Source organism: Flavobacterium amylolyticum (genome assembly GCF_048284335.1).
Lineage (GTDB): Bacteria > Bacteroidota > Bacteroidia > Flavobacteriales > Flavobacteriaceae > Flavobacterium.
In genome coordinates this window covers 125,059-139,879 of the sequence record NZ_JBLVPG010000004.1, presented here as the reverse complement: position 1 = coordinate 139,879, position 14,821 = coordinate 125,059, and the positions used below count along the sequence as shown (strand labels likewise).

8 protein-coding genes and 1 tRNA gene are annotated in these 14,821 nt (G+C 32.4%); 6 read left to right on the top strand and 3 right to left on the bottom strand.

Annotated features, from left to right (window positions below; genetic code table 11):
* Positions 1 to 267: 267 nt before the first annotated feature.
* Positions 268 to 2,520: a catalase/peroxidase HPI gene (katG, locus tag ACNQF9_RS13695; RefSeq protein ID WP_417990424.1), complete on the bottom strand. Its 2,253-nt coding sequence runs from the start codon at positions 2,518 to 2,520 to the stop codon at positions 268 to 270.
* Between the two features lie 934 nt (positions 2,521 to 3,454).
* Between katG and ACNQF9_RS13690 the strand changes: the two genes are divergently transcribed.
* Positions 3,455 to 4,507, top strand: coding sequence for an alpha/beta hydrolase family protein (locus tag ACNQF9_RS13690; RefSeq protein WP_417990423.1), 1,053 nt, complete (start codon positions 3,455 to 3,457; stop codon positions 4,505 to 4,507).
* 112 nt (positions 4,508 to 4,619) lie between these two features.
* On the top strand, positions 4,620 to 5,066 hold the full coding sequence (locus ACNQF9_RS13685; protein WP_417961475.1) for a tellurite resistance TerB family protein: 447 nt from the start codon (positions 4,620 to 4,622) through the stop codon (positions 5,064 to 5,066).
* 851 nt (positions 5,067 to 5,917) lie between these two features.
* Here the strand turns inward: ACNQF9_RS13685 and ACNQF9_RS13680 are convergent.
* Entirely contained in the window at positions 5,918 to 6,121 is a 204-nt protein-coding gene (locus ACNQF9_RS13680) for a hypothetical protein (RefSeq protein ID WP_417961473.1), read from the bottom strand.
* A 936-nt stretch (positions 6,122 to 7,057) separates the two neighbouring features.
* Here ACNQF9_RS13680 and ACNQF9_RS13675 point away from each other — a divergent pair.
* Positions 7,058 to 7,131: transfer RNA gene (locus ACNQF9_RS13675), tRNA-Arg, on the top strand.
* Between the two features lie 499 nt (positions 7,132 to 7,630).
* Here ACNQF9_RS13675 and ACNQF9_RS13670 read toward each other — a convergent pair.
* Complete coding sequence (locus ACNQF9_RS13670; protein ID WP_417990422.1) at positions 7,631 to 10,324, bottom strand: TonB-dependent receptor; 2,694 nt, start codon at positions 10,322 to 10,324, stop codon at positions 7,631 to 7,633.
* A gap of 296 nt (positions 10,325 to 10,620) precedes the next feature.
* Here ACNQF9_RS13670 and ychF point away from each other — a divergent pair, with 296 nt between their 5' ends.
* From ychF to ACNQF9_RS13655, 3 genes are all read left to right on the top strand, one after another.
* The gene (ychF, locus tag ACNQF9_RS13665; protein WP_417990421.1) at positions 10,621 to 11,715 is read left to right on the top strand and encodes a redox-regulated ATPase YchF; all 1,095 of its coding nucleotides are present in this window, start codon (positions 10,621 to 10,623) and stop codon (positions 11,713 to 11,715) included.
* Between the two features lie 364 nt (positions 11,716 to 12,079).
* Positions 12,080 to 12,601, top strand: coding sequence for an NADPH-dependent FMN reductase (locus tag ACNQF9_RS13660; protein WP_417990420.1), 522 nt, complete (start codon positions 12,080 to 12,082; stop codon positions 12,599 to 12,601).
* A gap of 163 nt (positions 12,602 to 12,764) precedes the next feature.
* Positions 12,765 to 14,627, top strand: coding sequence for a DNA topoisomerase IV subunit B (locus tag ACNQF9_RS13655; protein WP_417990419.1), 1,863 nt, complete (start codon positions 12,765 to 12,767; stop codon positions 14,625 to 14,627).
* Positions 14,628 to 14,821: the final 194 nt, after the last annotated feature.

Genomic DNA, 14,821 nt, shown 5'->3' with positions numbered 1-14,821 from the left:
AATTTGTTAAAAAAATATAGCCGGCTCATTTTTTATGAGTCGGCTTTTTATTAGATTCACAGTATGAAAAACTCTTAATTTTTATGTAGATAACAAAACTTAATATTGTATAAATTTTTTTCATTCGAATTAAGCTAAGCGTTTGTGAAATAGTTTATTTCTATTATTGGGTGATTTAAAAGGTTTCTTATGAAAAAAATATACTATAAAAATAAAAAGGAGATCTGTTGCCAGATCTCCTTTTTTAACAAATTATAAAATCTAAAATTAAACTAAGTCAAATCGGTCAAGGTTCATCACCTTAGTCCACGCAGCAATAAAGTCTTTAACAAACTTTTCTTGTGAATCTACACAACCATAAACCTCAGCAATGGCTCTTAACTCTGAGTTAGAGCCAAAAATAAGATCTACTCGAGTTCCAACCCATTTAATTGCACCAGTTTTGCGATCTGTACCTACAAATGCATCGTCAGATTCTGAAACTGCTTTCCAAGTTGTACCTAAATCAAGTAAGTTTACAAAGAAATCATTCGTTAAAGCTTCTGGGTGTTTTGTAAAAACTCCAGTTTGGGAGTGATCAAAATTTGTGTTTAACACACGCATACCACCAACAAGAGCTGTCATTTCAGGTACTGTTAATGTTAACAATTGTGCTTTATCGATAAGTAGTTCTTCTGCTGAAACCGTATATTTTGTCTTAACATAATTACGGAAACCATCTGCTTGTGGCTCAAGAACTGCAAATGATGCTACATCAGTTTGTTCTTGTAAAGCATCAGTTCTACCCGGAGTGAATGGTACTCTAACATCATAATCAGCATTTTTTGCTGCTTGTTCTATTCCTGCACTTCCACCTAAAACTATTAAATCAGCAATTGAAACTTGCTTACCGCCAAAATTAGCACTGTTGAAATCCTTTTGAATTTTATCAAGTGTATGTAATACTTTTTCTAATTGAGAAGGATTATTTACTTTCCAATCTTTTTGAGGTTCTAAACGAATACGGGCACCATTAGCACCACCACGTTTATCGGAACCACGGAAAGTTGATGCAGAAGCCCAAGCAGCTGATACCAGTTGAGAAACTGATAATCCTGAGGCCAAAATAGTTGCTTTTAAAGAAGCTATATCTTGATCATTTATCAATTCATGTGTTACTACTGGAATAGGATCTTGCCAAATTAATTCTTCAGCAGGAACTTCAGGTCCTAAATAACGAGTTTTCGGACCCATATCTCGGTGTGTAAGTTTGAACCATGCTCTAGCAAATGCATCATTAAATTCTGATGGATTGGCTAAAAAACGTCTTGAAATTTTTTCATAAGCAGGATCAAATCGTAGGGAAAGATCTGTAGTTAACATAAACGGCTGATGACTTTTTGAAGCATCATGTGCATCTGGTACTAAACCTGCACCTGCGCCATCTTTGGGTCTCCACTGATGAGCACCTGCTGGACTTTTAGTTAATTCCCATTCAAATCCAAATAAATTTTCAAAATAATTATTACTCCATTTATTCGGAGTAGTAGTCCATGCACCTTCTAAACCACTAGTAATTGTATCTCCACCATTACCAGTCCCGTAACTGTTTTTCCAACCTTGACTCTGTTCTTCGATAGTTGCTCCTGCAGGTTCAGCACTAACATATTTCTCTGGATCTGCTGCGCCATGAGTTTTACCTAGAGTGTGACCACCCGCACTTAATGCAACTGTTTCTTCATCATTCATTGCCATACGGGCAAAAGTTTCACGAATATCATGAGCTGCTAATACAGGATCTGGATTTCCATTAGGTCCTTCCGGATTTACATATATTAATCCCATTTGAACTGCAGCAAGAGGTTGTTCTAATTCACGTTCTCCATTGTAACGATTGTCTCCTAACCATTCACGCTCTGAACCCCAATATATATCCTCATTTGGTTCCCACACATCTTCACGTCCGCCAGCGAAACCAAAAGTTTCAAAACCAGCTGACTCTAGAGCACAGTTACCTGTTAAAATAAATAAATCAGCCCAAGAAATTTTTCTGCCATATTTTTGTTTAATTGGCCAAAGCAACAAACGTGCTTTATCTAAATTAGCATTATCTGGCCAACTGTTTAATGGTGCAAAACGTTGTGTTCCAGCACCTGATCCTCCGCGTCCGTCAGCGATGCGATAGGTTCCTGCACTGTGCCATGCCATTCTAATGAATAATCCTCCATAAAATCCATAATCTGCTGGCCACCAATCTTGCGAAGTTGTCATTAAATCTAAGATATCTTGCTTCAAAGCAGCAAAATCTAAAGATTTGAACTCTTCCGCATAATTGAAAGTTTCTCCCATTGGGTTTGATAGTGCAGAGTGTTGGCGTAAGATGTTTAATTTTAATTCATTTGGCCACCAATCACGATTTGCGGGAGCAGAACCAGCGCCTTGCTTTGCAGGAGTACCAGCACTTGCACCATGATTAAATGGACATTTACTTTCACTGTTCACATTGTAGGACGTTGTACCTGCATTTGTGTTATTTTCCATATTATACTTAATTTTAGTTTTCTTGATAGCGAAATTACATATAAAGATCCGTATCTAAATTATTTTTTAATAGATAAAAACTATACAGATAGTTGACGTTAGCTAAGCGATGAACAATCGAAAACTATAATTAAGGATATTAAAGTTCTTTAAATCAAATATTGAGCATTAATAGGAATAAGTTGGTAATTAGTTTGATATTGATAAATTTTTTAAATTCAATTTCAACAACCGCTTATCGAACTATTTTTATGTTTGAGATACTATTTATGTATAATGGTTTGATTTTCAATAGTTTTTTTAAAATTTAGTACCTTTAAATTTTTTAATTATCTCCAAAGAAGTAAGTGTTTATAAAAAGACTTACTTCTTTACATTCTGGATATGATTAATACAATAGTAAATCAAGCTTAAGTATTATAAAAATCTATTTACTGCTGGAAGCAATAATAAAAATTTTTATAAAGGGAATATCGTGTTATTAGTTAATTGAGCAACTCAAAATAAAGCAGAGTGGATAGTAAAGGTCATACAACAATCAGTAAATTGTATCACATTGGGAGAATAGACAGTAGATATAGCGATGATTGTAAATAGAGTCCTACTATTAGATAAATATACTATAGATTTGACAGGAGCATTCGAATTAATCCAAATGATAGCAGCGTTTAGCGAAACGGATTGAGAATTGACTATTTAGTAACATAAAGCACTAAAAATTACATTACTGATTTATATGTATGGGACGCTTTAAAAATAATTAAAAATAACTATTTGTCTGATCAAAAGCTTAGCAGAATTAAGGGTTTAGGTTGTGTTAGTTTAATACTTATAAAATTATTTAGTAATTTTTTATATTTTATTGTAACAAATTAAAGACGAGGTGTCTAATCAATAATTTAGGAATGTTTATACCCTTTTTAAAATTAATTTCATGAAAAAATATAACTTAATTATTTTACTTTATCTATTACTTCCTGTATCAATACTTGCCCAAAATAAATCCATACATGAAGAAAAATTTATTACGATTGGTGGCATTGAACAATGGATTACAATTAATGGGGATGACCATTCAAAACCCGTTATTTTATTTCTTCATGGTGGTCCAGGTAGCACGATGAGTCCATATGATAATACGATATATGGCGGTTGGGAAAAAAACTTTATACTAGTGCAGTGGGATCAAAGAGGTAGTGGGAGGACTTTTGGACGAAATGCGCCTGTAGAAATTAATGAAGACTATTGGGTAGAAAATCCATTGTCAGTCGAGCAAATGACGGATGATGGGATTGCACTTTCAAAATATCTCATCCAGTATCTTGGAACAAAAAAAATCATAATTTTAGGAACATCATGGGGTTCCGTTTTAGGAACTAAAATGGCTTTAAAAAATCCAGCTCTTTTCCATGCATACGTGGGGCACTCTCAAATTGTTAATCCAAGCGAAAACTTACTGGTTAGTTATAATAAAATATATAAAATGGCTCAAAAGGCTTATGACCAAGAGTCCATTGATACGCTTCGATCTATTGGAATCCCTCCTTATATTAATGCTAAAAACGCAGGCCAACTTTTTCGAATTATAAAAAAATACGAAAGAAAAAATTCAATTCCAGTTCCTAATTCTTGGTGGAAAATTGCCTCAAAATATGATAATGCAATGGATAGTAAGGATAGGGAAGATGGGGATGATTATTCCTTTATAAATTATATTGGCCATAAACAAATCGGGATTAAAGGAATTATTGGTTCTATAAATTTTTTAGAAAGTGGTTTAAATTTTAAAATTCCAATATATTTGATTCAGGGAGAGGAAGATATTTTAACTCCAAAGGAAATCACCATATCTTATTTTGATAAAATAAAAGCTCCAAAAAAAGAATTCTTTTTAGTCCCAGGAGCTGCACATGGCTGCAACCAGTCGATTATTGATACTCAATATAAAATTATAAAAGAACACATTGTTTCCTTAATAGATAAATAGTAATATTCTTGTCATGAATTTTTAATGAATTTAGTTAATTGTAAATCATAATTTATTACTAAATTCAATGTTCCTTGGGGATGTTAGCTGTAACTTTAAAAAAAATAAAAACATGAGCTCATTTCAAAATATTAATAATAGTGAACATAATCCTGTAATCTCAGAGTTTGAAGCTTGGGTTGGCATTTTATATTCTTGTATTTCTGCTGACAATCAAATAACAGATTCGGAAACAGCAACATTATCAAGAGTGTTACATTCCAAAGAAAAATTTATTAAAGTAGACATCGCGCCTCTTTGCGCTAAAGCATTCAATTTAAGAGCAGAATTAGGGCAATTAAAATATATTTCTGCGTGTTGTGAATTAATTGAGGATGGTGATAAAGAAACGGTGTTTGCTCTTGCACTTGAAGTATTACTTGCTGACGGTACACTAGAGAAAGAAGAAAAAAATGTAATTGAAGTTTTATCTAAACAACTAAAATTAGATGCTGGAATGACTAGTAAAATAATTGAAGTCATTTTCTTGAAGAATAAAGGGAATATTAGAGGAATTTAAACAATTACCTCAAATTAAGGATATAATTATTAACAATAATAATTTTAATAAATTAAAAGAGTATTTCAATTCGAAATGCTCTTTTTTTATTTTAGAATCTATTTATATTGAATTTATTATGTAATTTAGAATCACATTAGAAAAGAGAAGAAATATATACTAACCTTTTTCTTTAAATCATAATAGGCTATCAAAAAGAAAATCAAAAAAGTAAAGGAAAATATCTACGAAAGACTACATCGGGAGCCATTAATCACACATCCTCGCTTGAAGTTTATTCCTAATATTTTATTAAACCTGATAAGTTGTATTATTACACTTGCTGTAGTAGGAACGTTATTGTATTTACTTCTGAATTATTTGATAATTAAATTTTATCACTTGGATAAATAAATTGCAATTCACACTCCTACCTATTTCAATCTAATTAAATAATCCATTGTGAATATCCACATAAAACCTTATTTTTATTTAAGCTCCATATTTTGTAAATAATTTGATTATTAAATTCTTCGATTGTTGAATAGTTCAAAGCAGAATGTCTTCTTTTTCGGTTCTACCAAACTACAATTTATTCAAAGATTTACAGTTTCATTTGTTCTTTAGAAATCAGTTTGTTCCCATAAACCAATTCAGTTTTGAAGGATATAAAAAAGCTTTCTCCAACAGTATTATCCCAAGAATTCCCTCTACGTCTCATACTGGTAGTTATTTTTTATAGGAAACATCAATATTCTCAAACTTTTGCGAACATATTTAGACGCCTCTGTCAAAATGAAAAATCAAATCTTCTTTAATATTTTGATTTTTAACCGCACTTTTCCAAACTCTAAGTGAGGATTCAACTGTATTCATTTCATCCTTAAACTCCATCCTATAATTTTCCTGTCGTACAAATCCCTAATAGTCGTCAGATATACAAATCCTTCATTGGTTTGGATATAAGCAATATATGAAACCCATCCTTTTGAAGGCATGTTTAGAATAAAGGCTTTGTTTAATACATTTCCGAACACTAAATAATTATGATTCGAGTTGATTGTTACTTTAAACATCTTATTTAATTTACTTCGTAAGCCTAGCTCTTTCATATATATATTTTACTACCGTAATTGCTTAGCTTGTTCAAGTAAAGCTCTCGAGTCTTGAAATTTTATAGCCTAAACTATGAAGTTCTAAATATTATTCTAGGACTTCCATAGGGTTGTTTGAATTTAAAACAAATCGATGTTATTTGTTCTTGTATGGCAATCTTTCGTAGCATCCTTGGGGTAATTCTTTGTTTTTTCCATTGATAATAACTTCCACTGCTAATCAGTATAATTTTTCACATTTTTCAATAGGGAATAATTGTTCGATATTTTTAATGAAACTATAAATTATCGACCACTCTTGGGAAAAATGCCGATTGCTTTTTTTAATACATCTCGCTCTAACTCGGCATCTTTGAGTTTTTTCTCCAGTTCCTGAATTTTTCTTACTGAGGAGTTAGTTTTAAATTTCCTTTTCTAAGAAAACTGCCTGCGACAAACGCCTGAAAATTTTTACATCATTTATACTACTGTGGGGCTTTTACTCCTAACTCTCTAGCGAGTTCTGATATGTTTGTTCTCCTTTAACTCAATTGGATTGCTTTGTCTTTAAAAGCTTCGTCATAAATTTTGAGCACCTGTTCGATATGTTAAAATAAAGATTTATTTCTTAACTTTCTATAATGATTCAGTTAGCATGTCCACACAATATCTTTTAATTTTTAATCAGCAAGAAATAAAGCATATATTCAAGTATTTTGTCTTTGATTAGGGGGTTGGATTGTAAGGTAGGAATGACTTTATATAAAACTACTTTTAAAGTAAATAAATGATTATCAATTAGATAATTTATAAGTGACATTTATTTTTATTTTTTTATAAATTTAGACTTGCGGATTACACTATTATAACTATATTTGCACCCGCTAAGATGTTTTATATCTTAATAATATAATAAATGGCCTTGTGGCGCAACTGAATAGCGCACTTGATTACGGCTCAAGAGGTTACTGGTTTGAATCCAGTCAAGGTCACAAATTATGAAAGCATCCAACTTTCATATATATTAAAACCCCTGTAAAACAGGGGTTTTTTATTTTTATTATCTGAAATCTTTTTATCATTTTTGTTATTCCTTTTTTACCCTTTTTGTAATTATATATATTTTTTAAAAAAAACGAGGGGTTTTACCTGAAATATTTATAGTATAAGATAAGGTCAGTTTTTATGCAGTAAAAGGAAAACGCAAAATAAAAAATCTAAAAAGAGCCATTCAAAAAATCTAAAATAATGAACCAGAAAACATTTTTCCTGAATGGTTGTATCTATTTCAAGATAAATATCTAAGTGAAATTGACAATTATGATCTGCAGTTGATCAAGTTTGCTAAATGGCGTCAAAAATAGAAGCCATTTTTCCGTCATAAAGAGTTGCCATAATATTTGTGTATTTAGCATTAAAGTATGGAGAATAAATGAAACAAAAAAAAAGGGCTGTCATTGACAGCCCTTTTAAAATTATTCAATAAATGAATTAGAATTTGTAGTTTAACGATAAATTAAACATCGTTCCTAATTGGCTAAAATGATATCCATCATACGTCATTTGAGAATAACGTTGGTTGAAAGTAATCAAGTTAGATTGGTTTTTTACTTGAACAGGATCGTTTAAAAGCTCAGTACCTTTAGCATTTTCAGCTACAAATTTCCACTCAGGTAACACATTCAATAAATTGTTTACATTTAATGCTAAAGTTAATTTTTCAGTAGCAGAGAAAGTAATGCCTAAATCGGTAACAACTTTAGGAATAAACTCCGTTTTTAAGTTAGCTTTTAAATAGTCTACAGAGCCAACGGGAGCATTAGGATTATTTGTAGCTAAACCATCTTGATTAAAGGTACTTTTTCCGAAATAAGTATTGTTAAGAGAAAAGCCAAATTTTCCAATTTCATAATTCGCTCCTAAAATCCATTTTGTTTCTGGTCTTGAAGTAAACATTAAAGATTCAAGTATTGGTCCAAAATTACCACTTTTTACAGGTGAAATTCTTTCATTTTGAAAAGTAATGTTTCCAGATAAGTTGAATCCTAATTTCCCTGTTCCTAAATCAATATTATTATAATTAGCCACGACATCTAAACCAGTAGTTCTTGAGTCAAATGAATTCTCAAACCAAGCCACATTACCAAATTGAGTATCTTGTCTGTCTCCTAAAACAATTCTATCTTCTACTTTAATATTATAGTAATCGACTGTGAAATTAAAATTTTTCATAGGTTTTGCTCCAATCCCAATAGTGATGTTTGTTGATTTCTCAGCATCTAATGGATCAATTCCTAATTGGCGTGCTTGTGGTGATACGTTATTAATGATTCCGCTTACTTGGATTCCTTGTCCAGGAACGAATGAATATTGTGATTTTTGAGTGTAAATTTGGTGTAATGTAGGTGCTCTAAAACCAGTAGAAATAGATCCTCTTAAAGTAATTTTGTCGTCCAAAAATTTATATCTAGAACTCAATTTCCATACTGTAGCATCACCAAAATCGCTATAATCTTCATAACGTACGGTTCCATTTATTAAGAAATCTTCAGTTACATCATAAGCAAGATCAAAATAAGCACCTAAATTATAACGGTTCCATTTTGCTGAATTTTCCGGTCTGTTGCCCGCGAATGAATCGGCTCCAATACCCTCCCAAGATGCTTTGTCACCTTCCGTTACTTCAAAAGTCTCTGTTCTGATCTCAGAACCAAAACCTATGCTGATTTTATCAGATAATACTTTAGATATGTCTAAATTTCCTACAATATGATTGAAAGCAGTTCCTCCTGGCTTAAAAGAGATTGGACTATTCTCTAAATAAACATTATTTCCATTACCATCCTTAATGTTAGATCTATTGAAGGAATTGTCAACGGAATAGGTTTGGGTATTTCCACCTACAGTAATACTAGCATCTGTATTCCATTCGTTTTTTGTTGATTTGTAACCTAAAGTTGCGTTGTAATCATTTAAGTCTCCTGTAAATGTTGGTACATAACCTTGATAAGAACCTGGAGTTCCATCACCAAAAAAGTCTTTAAGGAATGGGTAATCAGCTAAAGTTCTCCAGTATGGAGTTCTGTAATTAGCAAAAGAATTTACTTTCTTGTATACATAAGCTGCATTATAATATAATAATGTTTCATCAGATAAACTAAATCCACCGTTTACTAGAAACTTAGCAGCTGCAGTTTCAGGTGAACCATTTATATTTCCAGCATCTGGTTTTTTAGCAAGAAAGGCTTGAACATCTGAAAGAGAAGCTCCAAAATCTCCTGCTTCACCGGCAGCATCAACTGTTCCGGGTCTGTTAGCTAGGTTGACTTTAGAAAAATCAACAGTATAATTTACAAATCCTTTTTCCCCCACTGTAGAACCATTGTTCATACTTACGCCTAACATTTCACCATCACCTTCAGAAGTCATTCCACTTCTTACAGTTACTGATCCACCGTTTGTGTTCTTTTTTAAGATAATATTCATTACTCCTGCAATGGCATCTGAACCGTATTGAGCAGAAGCACCATCACGAAGTATCTCTACTCTTTCGATAGCATCAGTAGGAATTGCTGAAATGTCTGCACCAGTTTCACCACGTCCAGGAGACGTTTGAACATATAGTAAAGAACTTAAGTTTTTACGTTTCCCGTTGATAAGGATCAAGGTTCTACTTGGTCCCATATTTCTAATTTCATAAGGATCCAGTAATGATGTCGCATCATTCACTGGTGTTTGAACCGTATTAAAGGATGGGATTTTATATTGTAACGCTTTGTCAAAAGAAGCCTGACCAGTTGAAGCCAAGTCTTTTGCAGAAATTACATCTATAGGTAATGCTGATGTAGTGTTACTTCTTGGTGCCGTTCTGGTTCCTGTAACCACTACTTCATCTAAATTTTGTCCGCCCTCTTCGGATAAAACAACATCTAAAACAGATCCTGTAACTGCTTTTTCTAATTTAGAAAAACCTACATAACTAAAAACTAATGTAGCGCCTTCTTTAACTTTAATCTTATACATCCCGTCCATGTCAGTAGAGACTCCGTTTTGTGTTCCTTTCTCAATAATATTAACCCCAGGCAAAGCATTGCCGGTGTCATCTTTAACAACACCTGAAATTTCTTTTTGAGCAAAAAGAAATGAGACGTTTAATAGAAATAATAATAATGCAAATTTTTTCATAATTAAGTTGTGTTTGGTTTTTGTTTGATTTAAAATCGGTTGCAATATAATTTTTTTTTAACAAAATATTAGCAAATCGTTTAAATTTTTATAAAAAACATATGAGCTCTGTTTAAACTACACTTTTTACTTATTTAAAGATTTATAAAATCTTATATTTGCAAACTTTTAGAGCAAATGCTACATTTAATAATAGCGTATTATTTGTACAAGAAATAGCATAAATCGTATTGGAATCTATTTTAAACAGTAAGATTACAATATAGTATTCCATTAAAAATAAATATTATCTACATATGAAAGCAGGAATTGTAGGATTACCAAATGTTGGAAAATCAACGTTATTCAATTGTTTATCAAATGCAAAAGCGCAAAGTGCCAACTTTCCTTTTTGTACTATTGAACCTAATATTGGTGTTGTAAACGTACCCGATCTAAGAATTGAAAAATTAGAGGAACTAGTAAAACCAGAAAGGGTTCAAATGGCTACTGTTGATATTGTTGATATAGCAGGTTTAGTTAAAGGAGCCAGTAAAGGCGAAGGTTTAGGGAATCAATTTCTTGGAAATATTAGAGAATGTAATGCCATTATTCATGTCGTACGTTGTTTTGATAACGATAACATTGTTCATGTTGATGGCAATGTGAATCCCATTCGTGATAAAGAAACGATTGATATTGAGTTGCAGTTAAAAGATTTGGAGACTGTAGATAAACGTCTTGAAAAAGTTAAGCGTGCTGCTAAAACGGGTAATAAAGAAGCCCAAGTAGAAGAAGGGTTGCTAAACAGAATCAGAGAAATATTGTTACAAGCTAAATCTGCCAGAACTGTAATTCCTCAAAATAATGACGAAGAAGTTCTGATGGAAGGATTTCAGTTGATTACTTCAAAGCCAGTATTGTATGTTTGTAATGTAGATGAGAATTCTGCAGTTACGGGAAATAAATATGTAGATCAGGTTCGTGAATTGGTAAAGGATGAAGACGCTGAAGTCATTGTACTTTCAGTAGGTGCTGAAGCAGATATTACAGAGTTAGAAAGCTATGAAGAACGTCAGGTTTTTCTTGAAGACATGGGGTTAACGGAGTCAGGTGCTTCAGTTCTTATTCGTGCAGCCTATAAATTATTAAAGCAACAAACGTATTTTACTGCAGGTGTAAAAGAAGTTCGTGCATGGACTATAAATGCAGGCTCAACTGCGCCACAAGCTGCTGGAGTTATTCACACTGATTTCGAAAAAGGATTCATTCGTGCCGAAGTCATTGCGTATGAAGATTTTGTTCATTACGGTTCTGAAGCTAAATGTAAAGAAGCAGGGAAATTTAAAGTAGAAGGTAAAGAATACATTGTAAAAGATGGAGATGTAATGCATTTTAGATTCAACGTTTAAAAAAAAGCATATTGTCAAAAATCATACAGTCGAAAGTTAGTACTAACTTTCGACTTTTTTTATAAACCTAATCCATCTTTTACTTTAAGATTTCTCCTTCAATCTTTTTTAAGACAAAAAAAGGAGCTTTTTTGGTCGCTCTTTAGTGTCAAGAAGAATAGGATTGAATTAAAAAATACTTTTCGTTTCAAACAAAGTTCACTGAACTTCAATTAAAATAAAAACCTTAGTGAAGTACTATGGGGTAAAATCGATTCAGAAAAAAATGAAGTTTGGGTTCTTATTGATTTTGCAATCTGTCAATCTGCGGTAAATTATATTGTTGCTATATTATTTTTAGTACTTTTAGTAAAAATAAATCATCATGAAAATAATCGCTTTTGGTGCAAGCCCCAGCAAAAATTCGATCAATAAAAAATTAGCAACGTATGCAGCAAGTCTTTTTGAAAATGCTGTAGTGGAGGTTTTGGATTTAAATGATTTTCAAATGCCCATCTTTACTGTTGATATCGAAAAAGAAATAGGGCAGCATGCGTTAGCAAAAGCATTTTTAGCTAAAATTGCTACCGCAGATATATTAGTAGTTTCCATGGCCGAAAATAATGGAAATTATTCTGCCGCTTTCAAGAATATTTTTGATTGGTGTACCAGAATAAGTGCTAAGGTTTTTCAGGAAAAACCAATGTTACTGATGGCCACTTCACCAGGAGCAAAAGGCGGAGGGAATGTTTTGGGTATTGCAAAAAATGCTTTTCCTTTTTATGGTGGAAATGTAAAAGCAACTTTTTCACTCCCAAGTTTTGAGGCTAATTTTGATGCTATTAACGGTGAAATTTCCAATCCCGAATTAGATAATCAGTTGAAAGAGATTATCAAGAATTTTTAAATTGGAATGCCAAAAATTAATATCAATTTGAAATCTGCAATCTAAACTCGTTAATACTAAATCTTCCATTGGTTGTCAATAGTATTCTTAATAACTTTGACGCATTCCTGTTTTAAATTTTATCGAATTACACTACATTAGCACCAAATCCACAAAATTTACAATGTCCGATCAAAATCAATATACCGAAGATAATATTCGGTCACTCGACTGGAAAGAACACATTCGCATGCGTCCCGGAATGTATATTGGGAAACTGGGCGACGGATCTTCCCCAGATGATGGTATTTACATTCTGTTAAAAGAAGTATTGGATAACTGCATCGATGAATTTGTCATGGGTGCCGGCAAAACTATCGAGGTGACAATCAAAGATAAAACTGTCACTGTTCGAGATTATGGTCGTGGAATTCCATTGGGTAAAGTGATTGATGTAGTTTCTAAAATGAATACGGGTGGGAAATACGATTCATTGGCATTTAAGAAATCGGTTGGTTTGAATGGAGTGGGAACAAAGGCCGTAAATGCATTGTCTAATTATTTTCGTGTAGAATCCGTTCGGGACGAAAAACAAAAAGCCGCTGAATTTTCGGCAGGAAATCTTGTTCTTGAAGAAGATATTATTGAAACGACTAAACGAAAAGGGACTAAAGTTACTTTTATACCGGATGAAGCGATTTTCAAAAATTATAAATTTCGATATGAATATATAATTAAAATGCTTAAAAACTATTGTTATTTAAACAATGGTTTGACTATTATTTTCAATGGCGAAAAATACTTTTCAGAGAATGGTTTAAAAGATTTACTGGAAGAGACCATCCACACTGATGATTTAGAATATCCAATCATTCATTTGAAAGGGGATGATATCGAAATTGCTTTAACACACAGTAAAACACAATATAGCGAAGAATACCATTCGTTTGTAAACGGACAAAATACCACACAAGGAGGAACGCATTTAGCAGCCTACCGGGAAGCGATAGTGAAAACCATCAGGGAATTTTACAATAAAAGCTTTGAAGCTTCGGATGTACGAAAATCTATTGTTACCGCTGTAAGCATCAAAGTAATGGAACCTGTTTTTGAGTCACAGACTAAAACTAAATTAGGTTCAACGGATATGGGTTCAGAGCCAGGAATGCCTTCAGTGCGCACTTTTGTTAATGATTTTGTGAAAACGAAATTAGATAATTATTTACACAAGAATCCTCCGACTGCAGAAGCATTGTTACGGAAAATTATTCAAGCCGAAAGAGAGCGCAAAGAATTGTCAGGTATTAGGAAATTAGCAACAGATCGTGCCAAGAAAGCGAATTTGCATAACAAGAAACTAAGAGATTGCCGGGCGCATCTACCAGACACTAAAAATCCTAAAAATCTGGAAAGTACCCTTTTTATTACAGAGGGAGATTCTGCATCAGGATCCATTACCAAATCTCGGGATGTAAATACGCAGGCCGTTTTCAGTTTACGTGGAAAACCTTTGAATTCCTATGGAATGAGTAAGAAAATTGTTTATGAAAATGAAGAATTTAATCTGTTGCAAGCAGCGCTGGATATTGAGGATGGTTTAGAAAAATTGAGGTATAATAATATTGTGATTGCAACTGATGCTGATGTCGATGGAATGCACATCCGATTACTATTGATTACTTTTTTCTTACAATTTTTTCCGGAATTGATAAAAGAAGGGCATTTGTACATTTTGCAAACGCCACTTTTTAGAGTTCGAAACAAGAAGGAAACAATTTATTGTTATTCTGATGAAGAACGAAAAGCCGCAATAGAAAAACTAAAACCAAAACCAGAAATCACACGATTTAAAGGATTGGGAGAAATTTCTCCAGATGAATTCAAAAATTTTATTGGTGAAACGATACGTTTGGATCCTGTTATGATGGACAAAAATACATCGATTGAGCAATTATTGTCTTTTTATATGGGGAAAAATACACCAGACAGACAAGAATTTATCATCAAGAATTTGAAAGTAGAATTAGACGTAATTGAGAAAAATTAAATAGTTAAACTATGCCTCCAAAAAAAACACTTATTTTTATTTTTTTCCTATTTGTGATTAGTTTTTCAGCTACTTTCTTTATTTTAAAAAGCAACGATCATAAAGAATGCGATTTTGTTATGAAAAAAAAGTTAGATCAAAACGGAAATAAAATTTATACGAAAGAACATGTTTGTAAAGAAAAATATTCTTTT